Raw genomic sequence first — 22,063 nt, forward strand, 5'->3', positions numbered from 1 at the left:
TCACCAGGCCGCGCCGACCGACCGAGGTACCCGCTCCACCACCACCGCCACCGCACCCCGCTACACCCACAAAACCGCAGGTCAGAGCCCAAAAACGTGTGACCATCGCCACCATAAAAACACCAAAAAAGACTCAGAAAGACATCAAAAAATCATCAAAACAGATGTAAACTTGAGTCATGAACAACAACGAGAACGCCCCCGTTACCCGCCTCAACCTCGCCCAGTTCGTCGAGAGCATCCCGGCCTTCCTTGGAATGGTCCCGAACGAGTCCCTGGTCATCGCCCTGTTCGACCCCGCGGGTAAGACTGGCCCCTTCGCCCGCCTCGACCACGACAACGCCACTGCCGTTGTCGCTCTTGACAAGCTCATGGCCGCGGCCGAGGGCGCCGACTTCAACGCCACCATCGTCGCCCTGGTCAGTGCCCACCCCGACGGCGACACCGCCGAGGAAACCCTTCTCGCCGCCACCCGCCACGCCCACACCCTCGGTTTGGCCGTGCCCATCGCTACCGTCCTGCCCGAGTACGCCGCCGGTGAGACGTTCTTCAACTTCCCCAGCGCCGAGTCCGGCGAGCTTGGCGACATCCTCACGAGCACCGTCGCCGTCATCAACGCCGTCGATGGACGGGCACCCATCGCCCCCAGCCGCGAAGCCCTCGCCGCAGAAATCGCACCCGTCGAAGAACTCGGCGTACTGTTCGAGCGCCAGTGGGACGCACGCCAGGCCCGCGCCCAGGCTCCCGAGATCACCGACGCCGCGAACCTCGAGACGCTGCGCGAAGCCATCGAAGCGCCCCGCGTGCTGACCTACCCCGAAGCCGTCGCCGTCGCCGTCACCCTCGCCGACAACCCTCGCGCCCGCGACGTCGCCCTGTACTTCTCCCGCAACACCGCAGCCGTCGCCGTCCTCACCGACGCCGCCCGCAAGACGTCCGGCTACGCCCGCTTTGCGATCCTGTCCGTCCTCGCCGCCGCCGCCTACGCCCACGGCTACGGAGCGCGCGCCGCCGTCGCCCTCGAAGCCATCGAGAACGGAGTCGCCCACGAGACGCAGATCCCCAAGCTGGCCGTGCTCATGCGCCAAGTCGTCGACCACGGGATGCACGCCAAGGGCGTGCAAGAAGTGCTCGAGTCCGGCCGCAAGGTACTCCCGGAGTTCGGATTCACCCCCGAGGACTGACAACCACTCAAGGCGATGCCCCGCACCGACCCGGTGCAGGGCATCGCCCTATCTCCACCACCACAGAACCCGACCGCGCCGCCCGCAGGGCGCAGGGCCGAGCTCAGGGCATCGAGCCCTTCGCTCGGCCCCTCCCGCGAGTCGGGCACGGGCCGCACCACCGTGCCGGGCCGTCGCTACGCCACGGTTCGGGCCGGCCGTCAGAGAATGTCCGGCTTGTCGGCGAAGCAGATGTCGATACCGGACGATCGAGGCACGCCTAGCGCCCGCACCCCGGACACGACAGCCTCGAGCGCCAGATCCGAAATCGGCATCACTTCGAGGACCGCATCGAGCAAGGCCGATTCCGCTTCACTGCGCTGCATGCGAGCCCCTAACGTCTCCGAAACCGCCCGCCTAACGCGCCGCGGTCGATTTTCATCATCCGACATCCATCGTGGCGGCACCAACCGCCCGTGACAGCCGAGGCACCGTCGCCCATCGGCTACCGCAACGTTCCCTGCATCCCGTCGTACAAGGCCGCATCTATCGCCCGCTGACTCCGACCGTGCTGCAGAACCGCGTCACGCACCGCCCGTGACCTGCGTGCACGTTCGGCACGGTCGGCTCCGAACCACAAACGACGGCCGCGCCGCGTCCCTTCCGCCCCATGTCCGCCATGTTCTCGGAGGCCGAAGCGAGCACCATGTGCGCCGCGAACGGATCGCCGTTGCCCGTGTTGACGCACAACGGATTGTCGCAACGTCGATGCATCGCCACTTCGTCGTCCTCGAGCCCACGACCCAGTTCAACCGCGAGCGCGTAGCGGTGCGGCCGCACCCCGATCTGCTGACCGCCTCGCGCTATCCAGAACCGTCCGTATCCGTCGTCACCGAGGGCACCGAGGGCACCGAGGGCACCGACCCACAGGTGGCACGAATCCCCGATCCGGCCCGTACACCACGCTGGAAGAAGCGGGTCCGTTCGATCTCGTCACCCGGTTCCCATCGCACACCGGCACCGCCTCTGACCTCGCGCCGCTACCGTCGCCGCGTCAGGCGCCAGCAGCAGATGCCTTCGCTGTTGCCGTCGACTCCGACGATTCACCGCTGCCCTTTGTCGACGCCTGCGAGCTCGACGTCGAATCGCCGGTCTCCTCGACGATCTTCATCAACCGGCGCACCGTCGCCACGTCCAGGTCGACTAGTTCGGCGATCGAGGCCGCGGTCTCACCACGGCCGGCGACCTGTGCCAGCGACTTGCTCGCCGCAAGTTCAGCGGCCGCCTTCTTCTTCTCGAACTCCTCGGTCACCTTGGCAATCGCCGCGTCGCGACGAGCGGCCGCCTTGCCGACCTTCTCAAGCGACGCCAACGCCCGCTCGAGGTCCCGCTGATTGTCGCTGATCCGCTTGAGCAGTTCGGCGCGCCGCTCCGAGAGCTTCGACCTTGCTTGACTACGCGCCGAGACCACCTTCGACTCGTTGTGCACCGCATCCCCCGATCCACTCACCGCGAGACCCCTTCCATCGACAGAAACTCACCAGATTCTAACCAGCACACTCGACCACCGCTGTCGCTGCTTTGCAGTGGGCTTCGCCCACCGGCTTCGCCGAAACCGGATCTCACCCGTGCAGGCACTTACGCCAGCGTCAAAGGGGACACACCTCTTGCAGTTTCACTGATACTCGGGAATTTTGCTCCCAAGATGCGCGTTCGCACCGCTACGATCGAGCCCGTGATGACCCTCCACGTCCTGCACGCCGCGGACGGCTACGAGTACCTGACACGTCAGGTAGCCACGGCTGACCGCGAGCGTGAACGTGGAGCAGAACTGACCGACTACTACACCGCCCACGGCACACCGCCCGGTGAATGGTTCGGCTCAGGAGTCGCCGGTTTGAACAACCTTCTCGACGACATCCACGTCGAGAACGCCGACCGGATCTCCGTCGGAAATGTCGTCACCGAGGCGCAAATGAAGGCACTGTTCGGCGAAGGACTCCACCCGAACGCCGACGCGATCATCGACGAACTCATCGACCGCGGAGTCCCAGCTGACGACGCAATCCGGCTCGCCCGACTCGGCCGCAAGTTCCCAACATTCAAGAACAACGTCGAACTGTTCGGCCGGCACACCGCCGAAATCGCCGAATACACCGACACCCACGGACATGCCCCGAGCAAGGACGAATCCGACGCGATTCTCGACCGCATTGCCGGCGGCATGTTCCAGGACAAGCACGGTCGGCCGGTGGCAAACGACGCCGAATTGCGGAACTGGATCGCCCACGAGAAGGGCAAAGTGCGCCACCCTGTCGCCGGTCATGACCTGGTGTTCACACCGCCCAAGAGCGTGTCGAGTCTGTGGGCACTGGCGCCGAACGAGACACGCATCGAGATCGAGCGAATCGTCGATGCCACCGTGAAAGACACCCTCCGGTGGCTCGAAGAGAACGCCTGCTTCACCCGTGTCGGCCGCAACGGCGAGGAGCAGATCGACACCAACGGCTTCGTCGCCACGCTCTACAAGCACTTCGATTCCCGCTGCGGTGACCCCAACCTGCACACCCACGCCGTCGTATCGATCAAGACCCAGGCCGCCGAAGACGGCAAGTGGCGCGCCGTCGACGGCTCGACCCTGTTCCGCTTCGCTGTCGCCGCCTCGCAGCGATTCAACGCCGAAGTGATGCAGCGCCTCAGCACCGAACTCGGCCTCGAGCTGACCATCCGCGAAGTCGAACAGGGTAAGCAGCCCATCGTCGAACTGGCCGCAATTCCACCGGAAATGCTTGAGATGTTCAGCTCCCGCCGCACCACGATCGAGTCCCGCTGCGACGAACTCGTGGCCGAATACCGCGCCAAGTACCAGCGGATGCCCAACGCCAAGACGATGTATCAGCTCTACCAGCAAGCCACCCTCGACACCCGCGAAGGCAAGGCAGACCCGAAATCCCTGGCCGAAATGCGCGCAGGGTGGCGCGAGAAGGCCGCCGACATCCTCGGCGGCCGCGAGGCCGTCGACCAACTGATCCGCGATGCCTTCGCCGCCGAACACACCCCGCAGCCACAGCTTCGTAGCCTCGACGACGATGCCCGAGCAGTGCTCGCCAAACTCGAATCCAAGCGGTCCCGCTGGCAGCTTCCACACGTTGTCTCCGCTGTCCAGGCGTACCTCGGTGGCGAACAGTTCCCCAGCATCGACGCCTACCGCACTGCCGTCGACCGGCTCACCGACCGAATAGTGGAGTTGTCGGTGACCACCCCGAGGGCCGAATTGCCTTCCATCCCGAGGTGCCTGCGCCGCCGCAATGGAGACGTCATCCTGTCTCACCACGGCAGCCACAAGCACAGCTCGCAGCGCATCCTCGACGCCGAAACGATGCTGGTATCGGGCACCAGCGAGCCCACCGTGTTCACCGCCCGCACCGCGACGATCCACGATGTCTACGAGGCGATGCGCGCCGAAACCGGGCGCAGTCTCAACGCCGGCCAACGCACCCTGACCGATCACTTTCTGCAATCCGGCGCGCTACTGGCCGTCGGTGTCGGGCCGGCCGGGACCGGAAAGACCACCAGCATGAAGGCCGTCGTGCAGGCATGGCAGGCCGAAGGCCACAACGTCATCGCCCTCGCACCGTCCGCCGTCGCCGCCGAAACACTCGGCGAAGGAGTCGGTGTCACCGGCGTGACACTGGCCTCACTGACCTACCCCTGGCGTGGTCTCGTCGGTAGTCGCCCCGGCACCCTCCCGCCCGGCATCGACATCGCACCGGGCACGATGCTGCTCGTCGACGAAGCATCCCTTGCCTCCACCCTCGACCTCGCCGCCGTCGTTGAGATCGCCAAGGAACGTGGCGCAGTCGTCCGCCTGCTCGGTGACCCGGCCCAGCTCGATGCTGTGGAAACCGGCGGAATGCTGCGCTATCTTGCCGAGCACACCGACGCCCCCGAACTCAGAACAGTGGTCCGGTTCGGCGACGACACCGCCCAGGCCGACAACTCCCTACTGCTGCGATCCGGCGATTCTGCAGGACTGGATCTGATCTACGAACGCGATCTGGTCCGCGAGGGAACCCGAGAAGAAATGATCGGCCAGGCCGTCGAGAACTACCTCCACGACCTCGCCGACGGCAAAGAATCCATCGTCATGCTGCCCACCCGCGAGGACGTCACCGCAGCGAACATCCAAGTCCAGGCCGTGCGCCGCCGCGACGGAATCAGCGACGAATCCGCCACCGTCAGCCTCGCCGACGAACTCACTGCCGGCTGTGGAGACATCGTTCTCACCCGCAGCAACCGCCGCGATCTGAACCCCTCCGGCGGGAAGAAGGCCGGATCGTTCGTGCGAAACGGTGACCTGTGGGAAGTGCTCGACGTGCTGCCTGAACGCGGCGCGCTGACCGTCCGGCACCTCGAATACGGCGGCGTCATCACCTTGCCGGCCGACTACATCAACGCCCATGTGCAGCTCGGCTACGCCTCGACCGTGCACCGCGCCCAGGGCATCACCGTCGACACCGCCCACGCCGTCATCACCCCCGACATGGACCGCTCCGGCCTGTATGTGGCCGTCACCCGAGCCCGCACCGACAACCGCGTCTACGTCCCGGTCGACGTGCCCGTCGGCCTCGACACCGAGCGTCCGCACCTGGCAGACAAGAACGTCTCCACCGGCCGGATGCTCCTCGAGGCTGTCGTCGCCACCGACAACAGCCACCGCACCGCCACCGAAGAACTCGCCGACCAAGCCGCCCACGCCAGCGATCCCGAGCGACTGCACGAGGCATATTTGGTCGCCCAACGACGCCTGCGCGACAACGCACTCGAAGCCGAGATGCGCCGCACCCTGCCCGAAAGCATCGCCACCACCGTCGAGGGCACCGAAGGATGGACGCAGCTGCGCCAGGTTCTCGCCGATGCCCACGACCACGGCCACAGCGCCCGCACCGTCCTCGGCCACGCCCTCGCCGAAGGCCCCCTTACCGGAGCCAAAGACATCGGAGCGGTCCTCGCCCACCGCGCCCGCGCCATCGTCGGACAGTTCACCGAACACCCGGTTCTGCCGCCGCTGCCAATCCGCAGCCCACTCGACACCGACGCGGATATGTACTACTTCGCGGTCGAATGCGCCCGCCGCTACACCGAGGCCACCGACCGCGCCGCGGCCGCCGACACCGGCATCGGTGAGGTCATCCGCCGCTACCGCGACACCTCCGCGCTGCTCGAAACGCAGCGTGTTCGCACCCTCGCCACCGCCGCACTCGGAGAAGAACTCGGTGCCCGCATCGCCGAGGAAGCCTCCGCACGCCTGCTCGCCCGCCAGCTTCACCGCGCCGCTGAAGTCGGTGTCGACCCGATCAATCTGCTCACCTGGCACCGTGATCGTCTGGCCGAGAACGACGTCGAGGTTACTGCCGCTGCCCTGCGGGTCGACATGGCGAAGCCGCTGACCGAGCTGATCGCCCGACGCAATACTGAATGGCTCGAACAGCACGAGGAGACGCTCGCCGAGCACCTGCCGACGCTGGCATTGCAGACCCACGACGAACGCGCCCTGACTATTGCCGGCCGCATCGCGCATATCCAGCGTCTCAGCGATTCGAGTGTCGAGGAGATCGTGGCCGACCTTGCAGAGAGGGCCGGAGCCACCGCCCCGGTGACGGTGTTGCTCGCCGAACTCGACCACATCGCCGCCGACGGCCGGGACTTCACCAACCCCGACGCACCCGAATGGGTCGTCGCACCGGTGGCCGACGCCGACAACATCGACCCCGAACTCGCCGCCACGATCCGCGAGGACTACCAGGCCATCGCCGAACTACACCGCGACTTCCGCGACCAGCTCACGGACGACACCGCCCCGGCATGGGCGCAGGCGACTCTCGGCCCCTGCCCCGAGAATCCCGAGCACGCTGCCCTGTGGCGGGCCACCATCGCGGATGCGGCTGCTTACCGCAGTACCCATCACGTGACCGGCGAGGACACCCTGGCCGGAGGCCGGCCGAATGACCGCCGCGCTGCACTCGACTGGACCCCCATCGAACGGCAGCGGACTCTGCTACTTGAGCAGCAGCAGCGGCAGCACCATGAGAAAGGTTCGCGCCCGACGCTGGACTATCGAGGGCACGAGCGCGAAGCCCCGCACCCCGAGCAGCGTTCGTGGAGTCGCTGACGTACTGTGCGGCTCGTGGCAGATGATTTCGCAGAATCGGAACCCCTCGGTCTCAAGGACCTGTTCGCCCCGTGGCTCAGACCCTCGACCCCCGATGAAGCTCGCTTCTTCGAGCACGCAGTTATCTCCTTCGATACCAACGTGCTACTTGAGTTATACCGCATATCTGCCCAAACCCGAGACGAGATGCTCGGCTTGCTGGCGTCGGTTCAGGATAGAATCTGGATTCCTCATCAGGTGGCCCTGGAATATGCGCGAAACCGCGAGGGTAAACTCTGGGAAGGTAAGAAGAACGCTTCGGAAGTAAGAACTCAGATAAATAATATTGCGGATCAATCTAAGACTGCAATATCGACTGCCTTAACGGCTATATCTAAATTTCGGGACCGGCACCGGACTGCACGGGATTGGGATCTGAAGTCCAAGGGTGTCGATGTGGAAGCGATATCAGAATCTCTGCAAGAACTTTGGAAGGAACTTAAAGAGGAAGCGGTTCGGGTAAGAGACGAGATTGAAATTCCCGAGGGTCTATCCGGAGACGTCGTGCTTGATACCCTGGATGAATTATTTCGGGGTAGAATAGGTGAGCCATTCGATGCCCTAGAGCTGGAAAAACATGTAGATCATGCACTCGCGTTCCGATTTCCTAACAAGATACCCCCAGGGTACAAGGACGGCGACGATAAGGAAACCGGTCTGAGAAAGGCTGGCGACTATATCATGTGGCGTCAGTTGCTTAACCATATGGCAAGCCTGCCTCCCAATGGGGATCGTCTTCTTATCTTCGTTACAAACGATTTTAAAGATGACTGGTGGGCATCAGGTAGTGGAGACAAGACATTGATTCCTGCGCCTGAACTGATTCTGGAAATGCGGGACGAGGCCGGCGCTGAACTTCTAATGCTCTCGTCAAGCGATTTTATGTCCGGTGCGGCAAATTATCTAAATAGCGAAGTCTCATCCGAAGCTGTTGAAGAACTGAAGGATCATGAACAACGGGAAGTCGTTTATGTTTCCGAGGTATTGAAAAACCCTGACGTTCGGACCGCGTTTGTGTGGTCGCAGCTTGGTCTCGGGGACGAAGGTCGGAAGCTGGCCGAGCAGATCAAGTCCGCCATGAAGGACAGCGGAACGCTGGCCGAGCAGATCGATCAGATCAAGTCCGCCACGAAGAGCAGCGGAACGCTGGCCGAGCAGCTGAACTCGCGCAATGACTTCGCGAAGCAAGCGCGGAAGCTGGCTGAGCAGACGAGGCAGAGCAATGCTTTTACCGAGGAAGGCCGAACATTGGCCGACCAGATCCGGAAGCAAATCTCACCGCAGAGTTGGTTGGCGGCCGACAGTATCCTCGGAAACCCCGGATTGATGAAGGTCATTCGGGATGCGCAGGAAGCTGCGGACGGAGTACCTGGTGCGGACCGAGACGAGGATGCGCAGGAAGCTGCGAACGGAGAACCCGATGCGGACTAAAACTGAGGCGATCAGGACTCCTAACAGTCCATAGACAGGTCTGATTAGGGAAAACAGGTCGAACGCATCTGTGTCGTGGTAGGCCGACCGCGGCGCCTGGGCGGGCACTTCCGCGGCCGGCCACCACACCGAGGACAGGCCGGGTGGTGAGTCCGGCCTCAGCGTTCCTCGGCAGTCTCTAGGTCCGCTCGTACCCCTCCGTATCGTCGGACCACTCCCACACGTGACCGTCATACGAGACCGGCCCGAACTCGTCGTCAGGGTCGACCGGCTCGGCATCGCCCGAGTCGATCAGATCGACCATCCGAGCAGCGTCGATCACCGCAGGCCCCGCCGATCCGCTACCCGAGCCCTGGAGCGATCCGGTCGCAGCAACCGCCGCCGCAACCGGCGTCGGCCGCGAAGCGATGTCGGCCGCGATCCACTCCCGCACCCCCGCGAACAGTGTGACCTGCACTTTCGGAGGTTCGCAGCGCCCGTCGATGCAGTCGGCGAACTCGTCGGAGTTGGCCGCCAACCGCTGTAGAAACGGCTGATAGACCTGGTAGTGCCAGCTTCCCGGCGACCACGAATGAACCGGGCTGTCGCCGAGCTGTTCGTAGGCGACCTTGTGCGCCGACATCGCTGCAGTCAGTTCCTCGACCATCTTCGGGTGCCGGTACCAGCAGCCTTTGATCCGATCGGTGAGTCGGTAGCAGCCGCGAAACCACTCCACCCAGTCGATCAACTCGTCCCACAACTGTTGCGCTTGCTCCTGGTCGAGATGCCGCCACGACAGCCGGCCCGGTGTGTACCCGCTCATCCGAGCACCGCTTTCCCGCTCGTGCGGGACCAGGCCCAGTCGGGCAGCTCCCCCGTCTCGCAGACCCAGTTGTAAACCTCTTGGGAGTCGAGCACCCGCTTCTTCCAATGCGGAATATCCCACACCAGCGGCAGGTGGACCAGGGCCGGAGCCGACCCCCGGTAAACCATCAACGCCTGGTCAGCAGGCATCCCGCGAATCTCGGGCGCGGTCATCACCTTCGTCTGCCGAGGAGCCTGCTTCGGAGACCACCACTCTTCACGCTCACCGGTCAGCCGGGAAATCTGCTCGAGTTCGTTCACGTCACCGAGGCCGGGAAGGATGATCCGCACCGGCGAGTTCGTCGTGAACATCTTCCCAGCACTCGGACCCCACCGCCGGATGTTCTGCTCCTGACCGTGGCAGAACGCCCAGATCGAAATCCCCCGCCCGGCGCTGTCGGATACCTTGTCGGGCAGATCCGGGATGGGAGCAACGTTGTTGACTTCATCGAGGACGAACCGCACCGGAGGGTCGATCCGTTCCTCCGGGTACTCCCGCGAAATCTCTTTGGCCAGGTAATACGCCTCCGCTGCCAAGGCCGTGACGATCGGCGCACTCGAGCCGTAGGACCCTTCGGAGATCAGATACAGCGTTCCCCCGTCGCGGATGAGCTGCGCGAGGTCGACCGACTCGGCCGCGGTGACATTGACCGCCGCCATCAGCTTCGGCGATGCAAGAGGATCGAGCAGGGTCGAGACCGTCGACATCACATCGTCGACCGAATCCGACCCCGACCCTCCGAGCTGCGAATACTCCACGCTCCATGTCGGCAGATCCCGGTCCAGAATCTCTTTGACCTTCGGCACCTGCCGTTGCATCGCCCAACGGTAGAAGGTGGTCACATCCCCACCGGAGACCGCCGCCGCATACAGGCAGCACCGCAGATACTTCGCCGCGTTCGTCGAGAAGTACCCGCTGTTCTTGGTGTCGCCGAGCGGAACAGCCTGCACCAGCGCATCGGCGCGCCGGATCGCGGTGTCCGGGTCGGCGCAGCCGGCCAGCAGGGACCACCGCATCGGAGTCGGCCACCGCGTGATGCCTTCGGGGTCGAACACCTCGACCGGCCCGACTGCCAATCGCCGCCCGATCGAGGACCACAGCAGGTCCGGTTTCGTGGTCGTCGCCAGCACGAATCCGACCGACTCGACGATTCGCTGCCAGGCCAACCGCCAGCTCTTTCCCGATCCGGTCGGCCCCTCGACCAGCGTGCCGTCCCGGTACTGGATGAACACCTCGGAATCTTTGCCGTGTTCGCCGTAGAGCGTGCCGATCCGGGTCGCGACCTGGTGTGCTTCGATCTTGCGGGTCGGAGTATCGCGCAGGGTCGATCGGTTCGTCTGTGCCGCCTTGACCGCACTCTTGCGGTCGAGGCCCCGCCGGCGTAGCTCCGCCGAGTCCGCGAAACCCTGCTGCCGCTTGCGCTTAGCGCGCTGACGCGCCGAAATCTTCCCGTCGATCACGAGGGCGGCGGTGGTGTAGGCCAGCATCGCCACGATCAGACACACCCACACCGCGACCGCCGACCCCGGCCGCGACCCCTCGGGCCAGCCCACCGTCGGATCGCCCGGTGTGACCACCAATGCCCGCAGCACCGACAACGTGCCGTACAGGCCACCCCGAGGCCACACCAGGCCCGCCCCGGTCACCAGACCGGCGATCGCGCCACCGACGTAGACCGTCCACAGCATCCCGCCGATCGCCACGACCGCGGGGCCGGTGCCGACCGGAAACACCGGCCGCGTTGGCCGCTGCTGCATCCGCTCGTCCACGTCGTTCACCGCTCCGCTCCCACCAGCTCGGCCATCGACTCGGCATCGAGGGTGTTCGGCAGACGGGTCTGCCCCACCAGCGTGGTCGCCTCGCCTCGAATGACCTCATCGGTGTCCGTGAGGATGATTTCGAGCGGGGACCGCTCGTGCTTCATCAGCACCGGATCGGACTTGCCCATCACCACCAAGCACTGCCCTTTGTGCATCGACATCAGCAGGTCGACGCAGTATTCAGGCAAGTGGTACATGCGTACCGTTTGCTCGGCGTCGTCCACGCGATCCTGCCCGTACAGGAACACGATCCCGGCTTCCTGCATCAACGCCCGCGCCGGAGAATCCGCCAGCAGATCGGCGATGTGGTGGAACGCCGACACCGTGGACAGGCCCAGGCCGCGAGAGAGCTTCATGTTGTCGCGGAACACCCGCCCGGTCGATCCCTCCGCGATGTGCCAGCCTTCCTCGACGATGAGGATCGTCTGCTTGTGCTCGGAGGCGCGAGCAGCGAGAACGTTCGACAGCCACGTGTTGATGACCGTCATCACCACCCGTAGCGCCGGTCCCTTGTTGGGCAGCTCGGACACGTCGAAGTGCACGAGCGGATGGTCGAGCGCGTGACGCACATCGGCCGAGGTCGGCTGATCGACCAATCCGCGCAGATCCCCCTCGCAGAGCTGCCGCAGCGCCAGGCCCGGATCACGACCCCACCGGCACGCTTCCTTCTCCCACACTTCGCCGAAGGTGGCCGTCGCTTCCTCCGGCGTCGACAGCAGCAGATCGGCGACATCGTGCAGCACCGGCTCGGTGGCCCCGATGCGGGCGCGTTCGTTGACTAGCCGCAGCGCCAGATTCAGTGCTGCGATTTCCGTCTGCACCAACGGCCGCTGCATGGTGTCCTCGAGCACCGCCGCGATCAGCACCTCCTGACCGGCCGGAACGATTCCCCCAGAAGTGGTCACGGACGACGAGATCGCCGGGTCCATGATGTTCAACCGCGCCCCGTCACCGCCGGTCTTGAACCGGATCGACGGCACCCCCAGCGACTTGGCGAGCTCGGTGTACTCGCCGCCGCGATCACCCTGCCGTTTCTTGTCGATCACTACGACCTGACGGCCGGCCGCGATCTGCCGCAGTCCCAGGGTGGTCTTGATGAGCGAGGACTTCGCCTTGCCGATGTCCCCGACCACCGCGACGTTGATGTTTTCGATCTCACTGCCGTACAGCGCGAACGGATCGGTGATGACCAGCGCATTCGACATCAGGTTGCGGCCCGACACGAGCCCTTCGTGACGGACGTTCTTGCGGGTGGTCGCCAGATTCAGCGCCTCGGCCTGCCGGGTCGTCGACCACACCCCTTCCGGGCGAGGTTCGTACCAGCCCCAGCGGTCGAGCCATTTATTGCGCTTCGGCGGCCGCCGACGAGGGACCGTCGGTGCGTTCACCTGACCAGCTTCCGGTGGTATCGGCGCAGGTGCAGTGCTCTTCTTGCGGTTCAGCAGTGATGGCATCAGACCCCCTTGACCCGGGTGTACTTGGTGGCCGCGAGTCCGCGGCCGAGCGGCAGGGTGAGGAATTGAGCGACATCGTGGCTGTCGTCGAACCAGTCGAACTCTTTGATGGCGGCTTGGTCGGCGGCCTGCTCGAGCCGCGCACACGCCCGCATCACCGCATCCTCATCCGGGGCGGTGACCGCCACCGCCATCGACCAGATCACCCCGTGGTGACCCGATCCAGGCTTGAGGTCTTCCCGGCGGCGCAGCGACGCCGACGCCATGACCTCCGAGGCACCGTCGGTGACCTGGCCCTTCTTGCGTTCCTTGTACTGACGCGCCGCGTCCTCGGTTGCGTCCTTACGCGCCACCTGGCGAGCCTTGACCGCATCGACGAAATCCATCCGCACCTTCACCGTGCGGATCGTCGGCTGCGCCGGCATCCCCTCGACGGGATCGCCGGGGTCCGGGTCGACACCGGTGAGCAGCGGTGAGAGCCATTCCGCGTGCAGTGGGATCGGTTCGATCGATCCGGGACGGACCAACCCGACACGGGTGTCCCAACGGTCCGATACCCGCACCGACAGGTCCCCCCCGACGTAGGACGGCCAGCAGTTTCCCCAGGCCGCCCCGCGGTGGGCGTCGAGTGCGTAGGACGGATCGAGCATCGACCGGAACACCGCGCACGCACGTTGCTGACCGAGCACCTGCACCTGGCCGAGCCGGGCCGAAGTCAACGCGCCGACCGCCCGCATGGTCTCTTCGACGATGACCTGGCCGATACCGGCCTTCACGCTCACGTCTTTACGTTTGGCGACTGCTCCGGCCGCCGACAGCAGCTCGACCGACTTCGGGAAGATGAGCGTCGCGTAGGAGCGATGTTCTTCCGATTCCGGTGCCAAACCGTCGATGAGCTGGCCGTAGGACTCGATCGCGGGCAGCACCCGAGCCGCATTCGGGTTGGCCCTCACTACCGATTCCATCCATGCCACATGGGGAGTCAGGTCGGCGGGCACCGACCGGTGCACCATTTCCAGGCCCCGGATCAGCGAGGATCGGCGAGCGAACGACGCCAGGGTGCGGGAGAACGCCTGCGAGGTCACCGCCCATTCCTCCGCACCGCGCAGCCCTTCGGCTAGCCCCTGAATCGACAGCACCACCGAGTAGTAGTTGTTGTCGCCGGGTGTGGTGTGCTCGAGGATGAACATGTCATCGAGGCCCGTTCCGGTCAGATCCAGCGGGGCGACATCACCGAGCGGTACCGGAAACTCCCAGCCCGGATCGACCCCGGCCACCCCGTACAGCTCGTCGCCGGGTGCCCGGTGGATGTGCTCGCCGCGCTTGCGACGCTGCCGGTCCCGGAGCCGGTGCAGTCGCTCCGCTGCCCACGACCGGTGGCCGTTGATGTCGGTGGTCGCCCACAACGTCCCACCCACGACTAGCACGACACCGGCCAGCGTCCAGATCGTCGATCCGAAGTACAAGAACAGGAAGATCGAGACGATCAACGCCACTGCATACGCAGCGAGCACTGGTTCGGGAACAGGGATCAACCCCCGGCGAGCGATTTCCGAACCGAGGATCGAGGTGCGCTGCTCACTGTCACTCATCACTGACCTCCCATGTCGTCGGCCTGCTCGGGAGCGTTCTGCGCCGCCTGGGCCGCCTTGTTCAGTGCTGCACCGCCGACGGTCCCGGCCACCATCACCGCCCCGACCCCGGCCGAAGCGACCGTGCCGGAGACACCTTTGGCCGCGGACATTAACTTGCGGGCGTTCGCCCCACCGTGTCCGCTGCCGCTATGACCTGCGGTGACACTCGGATGCTGGTGCGAGGTGGACCCGGCGGAACCGTGCGATGCCGAGCCGTTCGACGAGGACGAACCCCCGCCACCGGTACCGCCGCCACCAACGGGATGGGAGTGCGCGGCCCCTGCGGAACGGGCCGCAGCGACCTCCCCGCCTCCCCCGCCACCGCGGGCCATCATCGCCATCTGTGCGGTCTGCAAGGTGCTGCCCAGTCCCTCACCGGCCGCCGAGCCGGTGTCGCCGAAGCCCTCCGAGTCCTCGCTCGACGGCATGAACGGCGCGTACTTGAGCAGGGACCACGGTGCGAGTCCGACCAGTCCGATGCACACCGCTGTCATCGCCAGCGCCCCGAGGGAGGCGAGTTCACCTTCGACGTAGGCCCCGGCGCTGCTGTCGAGCAACACTGCGGTCAAGAACCCCAGGCCGAGGAAGATCACCGGCTTGGAGAACACAATCGAGATGAACACGAAGATCGGGCGCATCGCCTTTTTCCGCTGAGTCGGATGCCCCCAGAGCCCGAATGCGATACCAGCCAGGCCGGCGAGGAGCGGCAGGGCAGCGGCGTGCATCAACTCGCCGAAGAACAAGGCCAACGAGCCGAGGAACAGCAGTCCGAAGAACACGATGCCGGTCAGGGCACCACCGACGAGGGTGTCTTCGGTGATGCCGCCGAGCATTGCAGATACCGACACCACAGCCTGTTCCATGTCCTGCTTGAGCAGGCCGGACAGCGAGGTGGTCAACCCGTGCGAGAGCTGGACCAACAGCTCGGCGGCAGCTGGCGCGAACATCATGGACAGCACACCCAACGGGGCGTATCGGATGAGATTGTGCGCCAATTCCATCCGGGTCGACTTCTGCGCGGAGGTCCGATAGATCGCGAACAGTGCTGTGATCGACATGACGAAAATCCCGATACCGCAACTGATCGCGTACCACCGCAGAAAGTGGTCGTCGCGCGGATTGAACTCGCCGATGTTCGCCAACCCCTCGAGGACCGAAGTGGTCAGTGACACCGCGCCTTCTTTGGTGCTGTTGGCCCAGTCGTCGATCACGCTGCCCGGATCAGCGATGAAGGAGACCACGTCGCCGGTCTTGTCGAGAGCCGCCATGCCGAGTCCGACGCCGAGCTTGATGTGCAAGGGAGTCACGGCCTTGAGTACGACCCCGCCGAGCTTGGCGACGTCGACGAACCTGGCGGCGAGATCCTTGTTCTGTTCCTTCCAGTTCCAGATGCCGCCGAACATCGCCCCGACCTGCGTATTCCAGCCCCGGCATTGGTTGATTTCACTGATATTGGTGGCTTTGTCGCAGTCGAGGAAATAAGCCCTGTTGCACAGCATCTCGTGGTCGCTGCACGGATTCTCGAAGATGTCGTCAGGCAGGTTGTCGACGTACTGCTGCTGCTTCATCAGTTCGATGGAGCCTGCGTCGGGTTTGCCGGCCCAGGTGAAGCCCCAAGGATTTCCGGTCGACTCGGACCACTTCGCCAGATCCGCGGCGCAGACCTTCGCAGGTGGGGAGTATTTTTCGTCGCCTCCGGGGAAGGACTTGGGCCAGTCGGTCGGAGCCTTGCCGTCGAGCACGGCTTGCTTGGCTTCTTCTTCCGATACGCCCATCAGGTCGGCGTATTGGGCGATGCGCTGCGTCACCGGGGACGCCCAGTACAAGATCTGCTGATCGAAGCGGAGGTACTGCCCGAGATACAGGCCGTAGTCGCCCCCCTTGTCCGCACACGCCGGATCGGTTGACCACCCGGCCGCCTCGAACTCCGGATGACCCGGAAAGAACTCTTTGAGCTCGTCGGGCATCCCGGCAGGCCACCCCTCGGCAGCGCCACTGAGCGGCTGCGCCCACGCGGGCATCGCGCTCGATGCCAACGCGAGCACCGCCAGCAGCACCGCGAGAAAAGTACGGACAAGGGATCCCATGATTACTCCACGAAGAAGGTGTAGAGGCCGTTCGCGCCGAACTCGGCGAGAGTGGAATCCCCTTCGGGGAACGAGATCTCTTCGGGCTCGGGTCCGGAACGGAACGCCCAATCGACGGCCTTCCAATCCCCGCCCTCCCACTCCAAGGTCACCGTGGTCGTGGACCAGACAGTAAGAACGCTGACCTTGCCCGTGCCGCTCAGATCGTTCTGGCTCGCCGAGACCGCCCACACCGACACCACCGCACGGTCATCCGAATAGTCGGTGACGTTGACCAGGGCGGGAAGTACGTTCATCACCGTGCCCTCGGCCTGAGTCACACTCTCATCGAGGACGGCCAGCAGCGCATCGCTGGCGTTGCTGCCGACCAGGACCGACTTGGCTTCCTCGGCAGAGATTCGACCGAGAGAGACCTGGTTTGCGGCCTGCACGAAGTTCGTTGCTGCCGTTTGCGCGCCGGACTCGGTGCGGTCGTATCCATGCGGCACACCGTTGGTGATCGAGTTGGGGCCGTGCCCGGTCCGCACCGTATCGGGCTCCGAGCTACCGCCCCCCAGCCCCGCGAGAATGCTCCCAAGGACCGTCACCACGAGCAGCACCACCAGGCCGTACTTGAACCATGTGGGCAGCCTGTCGAACGCCGCCTTCCATCCTTTTGTCTCGGCTGTCTTCGCCGTGGATGTCGGAGTCGGTGCTGCTGCCGGGGGCGATTGCTGGGATCCCGGCTTGATCGAGCTGAAATCGGGTGCCATCTGACTCTCCTAACAGTGCTGGTAGATCGGCTATCAGCCGTTGACGACGAACAGGATGGCGCCGACGATGATCCCGGCTCCGGCCACGCAGCCGAACGCGACGACGGCGGTCTTGGCCGAATCCATCGACTCGCTCAACTCGCTCTGGTAGCCCCCGGCGCGAGCCCTACGGATCTTGTAGAGCGAGACGATCACGTTGAGCGCGGAAGCAGCCAGGAATGCGCCCCAGATGCCGCCTGCGATCCGCGTCCAGGTGTCCTCGAAGGTGTCACCGAACACCCCCAAGTCCGGGGTGACGCCATTGAGCGGATTGTCGGTCTGCGCGGAAGCGGTACCGGCGGTGAGCAGCACCGCGCCGATCGTGGCCGTCAGCAGGGACATAGCGCGAGCCACACGGCGAGGCAGCGACGGCACAGAGAAATTGCGGGACATCAGGTTTCCTTAAGTTCGTAGGTGCAGTTACTTCGTGAGAGTTACGTTGAGCTGTAACCCGGGCGGGCCGGGCGAGGCTGCATAAGGTTTGCCCACTCTCGAGTGGGGCTTGAAAGGACTGGCCACCCGACCTGTCTGGACACCTCGGACCGCTGATTGAGATCTGCGAATGATCGCTTGTTTAAGGAAATGCCGGCGGAGGCGTCCATCGGGGCCAGGCCGGAACACAAGCGAAAACGAGGAAATCCGATGACCGGTTCGCAACTGTGGGCAGGAGTCGACGTCGGCAAAGAACACCACTGGATATGCGTGCTCGACGCCTCCGGGACGGTGGTGCTGTCGCGGCGATGCGACAACGACGAAGCAACGATCCGTGCGGTGATCACCGAGATCGACGCACTCGGCGAGACGGTGTCGTGGACGGTGGATCTGACCACCGCCTACGTCACCTTGTTGCTGACTGTGCTGGCCGACGCCGGGAAACCGGTGCGCTACCTGTCCGGGCGTTCGGTGTGGCAGGCATCGTCGGTCTACCGCGGCGGCGAAGCCAAGACCGATGCCCGCGACGCCCGGGTGATCGCCGATCAGTCCCGGATGCGTTCGGACCTGCCGGTTCTGCGTCCCGACGACGAGTTGATCCGTGAGCTGCAGATGCTCACCGGCCACCGCACCGATCTGGTCGCCGACCGTACCCGGACCATCAACCGGCTGCGTCAGCAACTCGTCGCGATCTGCCCCGGGCTCGAACGCGTCGCGCAGATCTCCTCGGACCGGGGCTGGGTGGTGCTGCTGGCCCGCTACCAGCGACCGAAAGCGATCCGCCGCGTCGGTGCGGCCCGACTGGCCACGATGCTCACCGGGGCCGGGGTGCGCCACGCCGAATCGATCGCCCGGGCCGCGGTCACCGCTGCGAAGGCGCAGACCGTGCGGTTGCCTGGGGAGGATGTCGCTGCCGAGCTGGTCGCCGAATTGGCGCAGGCGGTGATCGACCTCGACACACGTATCAACGTCGTGGACGCGGAGATCGAGGCCCGATTTCGCCGGCACCCTCTGGCCGAAGTGATCCTGAGCTTGCCGGGTATGGGATTCCGGCTCGGCGCCGAATTCCTTGCCGCAGTAGGTGACCCCGACTTGATCGGGTCGGCCGATCAACTCGCTGCCTGGACCGGGTTGGCGCCACGGCCCAGGGATTCGGGTAAACGCACCGGGCGTCTGCACACCCCTCAGCGCTACAGCAGGCGCCTGCGCCGGGTGATGTACATGTCGGCGTTGACCGCGGTCCGTTGCGATCCCGCCTCTCGCGTCTACTATCAGCGCAAACGTGCCGAAGGTAAGCGTCCCGTCCAGGCCACGATCTGCCTGGCTCGGCGGCGCGTGGATGTTCTCTACGCGCTGCTCCGCGACCACCGCACCTGGCAACCGACCGTGCCGGTTACCGCGGTGGCGGCTTGACAGGATCATTGAGAGTCCTTTCACACGCAAAGGTCAGGCGTAGGGGTCGAAGCTCGACGGCTTCGGTGGTTGCGGCCGCCGCGTCCGGGCCGGTGGCTGGTGCACCTCCACGGTCGAGGCGTCCTGTTCGACTTCCAGCCCTGCCTCAGCCTCGACAGGAGGGCGGTAGTCCAACGGCAGGTCTCGCGCCGGGTCCGACTCAGCCGCTCGAACGGCAGGAACAGCAGGAACAGCAGGCGGTTCCGCTACCGGCTCGGGAGCCGGAGCCGGCTGGGGAGATGGGAAGCTCGGAACGTCCGCCGCGAAGGTCGGCACGGCCGGTTCCGGTGCCGACTCGGGTGCCGGTGCCCACCGCTGCCGGTATCCCGCCTGCCGCTCGACGATGGCCTCGGCCAGTGCATCGGTCACCATCGCAGCGACATTCGTCCACGCGATGATCGAGCTCTGCGACAACGCCTCGAGCGTGATCCGCTCTCCGGTGGCGAACACCGGCTCGAACGGAACTCGCACGTAGGTCTGCACACCGAGGGCATCGAACTCGTCGACGATCGCGGTCTCGAGATTCGGATCGGACCCCGGTGTCGCGCACAGCAGCACGACCGCAGAGCACACCAGATACTCGAGGCCCCGCTTGCGAAGCCCGTCGAGCATCGCGTAGGCGTGTTGGGCCATGTCCCGGCGCATCGGCAGCGGCACAACCAGCACATCGGCATGATGAACGGCCCACTGCCACGCCCCAGCCTGCGGAGTGGTGGCCGTGTCGACAATCAGCAAGTCACGGTGACGCCGAAGCACTGCGCCCAACGCTGCGCACTCGTTCTCCCCGATCACGTTGTCGTAGGAGGAGTCGGTGTCCCCGGCCAGAATCTCGTCGTGTGTGGGCTGGAGCCGCAGATACGCCGCCAGCTCCCCCGCCTCGACATCGGCAGACATCAGCCGCGATGCGTTGTCGAGGACATCCCAGACCGTGCGCTCGACCGGAGCCGTGCGCGCTGCCCGGATGCCGAGGGTGCCGCCGGCCTCGCTCATGTCCACCGTGACGACACCGCGGCCGCGATGCTTGCCGAGCATCGCCGACAGCGCAATCGCTGTCGGAGTCTTGCCCGCGCCGCCCTTGGTGTTGACCACGGCGACCGTGCCCGAACCCGGCAGGGTCCGCTGGATCGCCTCGACCGCCGCCCGGTGACCGGTCTCCGCGGATTCCGGCTTGGGAGCCAGTTTCGTGCCCAGAGCTGCATTGATACGGCCCCGCCAACCCCACTGGGCAGGCTGTGAAAGCGTTGGCGATGCCGCCTCGTCGAACAATGCACTGTGCACGGGGCCTGGTGCCGGAGCTACCGGTTCGTCGACGGACGCAAGAGCATCCATCCCGACCCCGTACGGATCGGCGATGTCCTCGGCAACAGGCTCGGGAGCCGGGACCGGTTCGGGCTCGACGGCAGGACGGTTCGGGCGCAACCGCAGCCGCCGCGGATCGATGGTCGGTTCGTGGTTGTAGTCAGCGATGTCAGCCATCACGCTCGCCTCACAGGGTGGTGACGGACGACACGCGCCATCCGTCGCCGTCGTCGGTCAGCACCACGGCGACGTACTGGACGTCGCTGCCGATCTCGGTGCCGCTGGAATCGGTGACCGTGCTGGTCACCTCGTACATGCCGTGATACCTCGTTGCGGTGTTGGCCTGTCCCTGGTTGGGAACCTCAACCGCCACGGCGGTGACCGTCGCACCCTGCGACGCCCACTGCGCCCACTCGCCGGTGGCCTTGACCGGGATCTCGGCATCGGCGCGGACCTGCGCGTTGAGTTCAGCGGTCAGCACCCCCAGCTCGGCCGCCCTCACCGGTGCATCGTTGCGATTGGCGTCGGTGCGGGTGTCATAGGAGAACCAGGTTTCGACGACCGTGCGGCCGAGCTCGCCTGGATCGTCGGTGTCCACCGACGGTGCCTCCGCAGCGGTCGACGGTGAGGCGGGTGCAGCCGGTTCGGTGGGGGGCCACGCCGCCGTCGAGGTCGATGGCGGCGCCGATGTGCTCGAGGTTGCCTGATCCTGGTCGGCCTCGGAGCTGCACCCGGCCACGGTCACGGCCCCGGCGATGACGCCGATCAGCGCCAGTCGGCGGATCATTCGGCCACCACCAGGTCCGACAGGCGGATCGCCCGCCACTCTCCGTAGCCCGGCTCGAGGCACCACTGCTCGGCCGGGGTACCGGTGGGCACCACCTCGAGATCGAGGATGACCTGCTTTTTCGCTGCGAGATCGGCCAGCTTCACCCCGTCGATGCGTTCACTGCTCACCCGCAGGCGCAGCCGCACCACCTCGACGTCGAGGTGTTCGCGCACCTTCGCGGCGAGGAACACCGCCTTGCCCGCGCTGGCCTCATCTGCCGAGTCCTGATCGCCGGGCCGGAAGATCCGGTCGTCCTTGTGGAACGAGCCGTACCAGGCGACATCGCTGGTATCGGCGTCACCGACGACGGCGAACGATCCACGGCCGTCGCCGGCCGAGGACAAGGACACCAGCGGGGCGGTCGCGGCGGTCGCCGCCAACTTCTCGACCCGTTCGCGCTGCTCACGCTCCCGCAAGGCGTCGTAGTCCACATCGAACTGCTTGTAGAGTTCGCGCTTGACTTTCGGCCACTGCGTGCGCGTCATCAGGTTGTTCTCCGACGCCCAGGTGCGCAGGTCCGCGGCCGTCAACTCCTCGACCGCCCGGGTCGATCCGAGGCTGCGGACCGCGGCCTCCGCCTTGTCCCATTCTTCGCTCACGGTGTGATATTCCCTTT

The 22,063-nt window shown here is 65.3% G+C and carries 16 protein-coding genes; 4 read left to right on the forward strand and 12 right to left on the reverse strand.

From position 1 onward, the window contains the following. Window positions 1–179 precede the first annotated feature (179 nt). Window positions 180–1,184, forward strand: a complete 1,005-nt coding sequence (locus M1M07_RS26020; protein WP_248676027.1) for a DUF4192 family protein — start codon at window positions 180–182, stop codon at window positions 1,182–1,184. A 200-nt stretch (window positions 1,185–1,384) separates the two neighbouring features. On the opposite strand, the gene M1M07_RS26025 is transcribed toward M1M07_RS26020, so the two are convergent. Next, window positions 1,385–1,549 (reverse strand): hypothetical protein, encoded by a 165-nt coding sequence (locus M1M07_RS26025; RefSeq protein WP_248676028.1) that lies wholly within the window; start codon window positions 1,547–1,549, stop codon window positions 1,385–1,387. 668 nt (window positions 1,550–2,217) lie between these two features. Further along, window positions 2,218–2,673 carry a hypothetical protein gene (locus M1M07_RS26030; RefSeq protein ID WP_248676029.1) on the reverse strand — a complete coding sequence of 152 codons (456 nt, stop codon included), beginning with the start codon at window positions 2,671–2,673 and terminating at the stop codon, window positions 2,218–2,220. Between the two features lie 228 nt (window positions 2,674–2,901). Between M1M07_RS26030 and mobF the strand changes: the two genes are divergently transcribed. Further along, window positions 2,902–7,335, forward strand: a complete 4,434-nt coding sequence (gene mobF / locus M1M07_RS26035) for a MobF family relaxase (protein WP_248676061.1) — start codon at window positions 2,902–2,904, stop codon at window positions 7,333–7,335. A 15-nt stretch (window positions 7,336–7,350) separates the two neighbouring features. Further along, complete coding sequence (locus M1M07_RS26040) at window positions 7,351–8,805, forward strand: PIN-like domain-containing protein (RefSeq protein WP_248676030.1); 1,455 nt, start codon at window positions 7,351–7,353, stop codon at window positions 8,803–8,805. Window positions 8,806–8,983: 178 nt separating this feature from the next. Here M1M07_RS26040 and M1M07_RS26045 read toward each other — a convergent pair whose 3' ends face one another. The 7 genes from M1M07_RS26045 to M1M07_RS26075 all read right to left on the reverse strand — a co-directional run bounded on the left by M1M07_RS26045 (window position 8,984) and on the right by M1M07_RS26075 (window position 17,777). Then, complete coding sequence (locus tag M1M07_RS26045) at window positions 8,984–9,607, reverse strand: hypothetical protein (RefSeq protein ID WP_248676031.1); 624 nt, start codon at window positions 9,605–9,607, stop codon at window positions 8,984–8,986. Further along, entirely contained in the window at window positions 9,604–11,427 is a 1,824-nt protein-coding gene (locus M1M07_RS26050) for a type IV secretory system conjugative DNA transfer family protein (RefSeq protein WP_248676032.1), read from the reverse strand. Before M1M07_RS26050 ends, M1M07_RS26045 begins: the two co-directional genes overlap by 4 nt. Continuing rightward, complete coding sequence (locus tag M1M07_RS26055; RefSeq protein ID WP_248676033.1) at window positions 11,424–12,857, reverse strand: ATP/GTP-binding protein; 1,434 nt, start codon at window positions 12,855–12,857, stop codon at window positions 11,424–11,426. Before M1M07_RS26055 ends, M1M07_RS26050 begins: the two co-directional genes overlap by 4 nt. Window positions 12,858–12,922: 65 nt before the next feature. Continuing rightward, entirely contained in the window at window positions 12,923–14,515 is a 1,593-nt protein-coding gene (locus M1M07_RS26060) for a hypothetical protein (RefSeq protein WP_248676034.1), read from the reverse strand. After that, window positions 14,515–16,644 carry a hypothetical protein gene (locus tag M1M07_RS26065; RefSeq protein WP_248676035.1) on the reverse strand — a complete coding sequence of 710 codons (2,130 nt, stop codon included), beginning with the start codon at window positions 16,642–16,644 and terminating at the stop codon, window positions 14,515–14,517. Before M1M07_RS26065 ends, M1M07_RS26060 begins: the two co-directional genes overlap by 1 nt. Window positions 16,645–16,646: 2 nt before the next feature. Next, window positions 16,647–17,396: a hypothetical protein gene (locus M1M07_RS26070; RefSeq protein WP_248676036.1), complete on the reverse strand. Its 750-nt coding sequence runs from the start codon at window positions 17,394–17,396 to the stop codon at window positions 16,647–16,649. A 33-nt stretch (window positions 17,397–17,429) separates the two neighbouring features. Next, window positions 17,430–17,777: a hypothetical protein gene (locus M1M07_RS26075; protein WP_248676037.1), complete on the reverse strand. Its 348-nt coding sequence runs from the start codon at window positions 17,775–17,777 to the stop codon at window positions 17,430–17,432. A 300-nt stretch (window positions 17,778–18,077) separates the two neighbouring features. Between M1M07_RS26075 and M1M07_RS26080 the strand changes: the two genes are divergently transcribed. Continuing rightward, the gene (locus M1M07_RS26080) at window positions 18,078–19,280 is read left to right on the forward strand and encodes an IS110 family transposase (RefSeq protein WP_248676038.1); all 1,203 of its coding nucleotides are present in this window, start codon (window positions 18,078–18,080) and stop codon (window positions 19,278–19,280) included. A 33-nt stretch (window positions 19,281–19,313) separates the two neighbouring features. Here M1M07_RS26080 and M1M07_RS26085 read toward each other — a convergent pair whose 3' ends face one another. Genes M1M07_RS26085 through M1M07_RS26095 form a run of 3 tightly spaced genes read right to left on the reverse strand, consistent with a single transcriptional unit; the run spans window position 19,314 to window position 22,046 of the window. After that, entirely contained in the window at window positions 19,314–20,795 is a 1,482-nt protein-coding gene (locus tag M1M07_RS26085) for an AAA family ATPase (protein ID WP_248676039.1), read from the reverse strand. 10 nt (window positions 20,796–20,805) lie between these two features. Further along, entirely contained in the window at window positions 20,806–21,405 is a 600-nt protein-coding gene (locus tag M1M07_RS26090; protein WP_248676040.1) for a hypothetical protein, read from the reverse strand. Then, window positions 21,402–22,046 carry a hypothetical protein gene (locus tag M1M07_RS26095; protein ID WP_248676041.1) on the reverse strand — a complete coding sequence of 215 codons (645 nt, stop codon included), beginning with the start codon at window positions 22,044–22,046 and terminating at the stop codon, window positions 21,402–21,404. The genes M1M07_RS26090 and M1M07_RS26095 overlap by 4 nt, the downstream gene beginning before the upstream one ends. Between the last annotated feature and the right edge of the window lie 17 nt (window positions 22,047–22,063).

Origin of the sequence: Rhodococcus sp. HM1, assembly GCF_023218075.1 — a bacterium.
Classification (GTDB): Bacteria; Actinomycetota; Actinomycetes; order Mycobacteriales; family Mycobacteriaceae; genus Rhodococcus.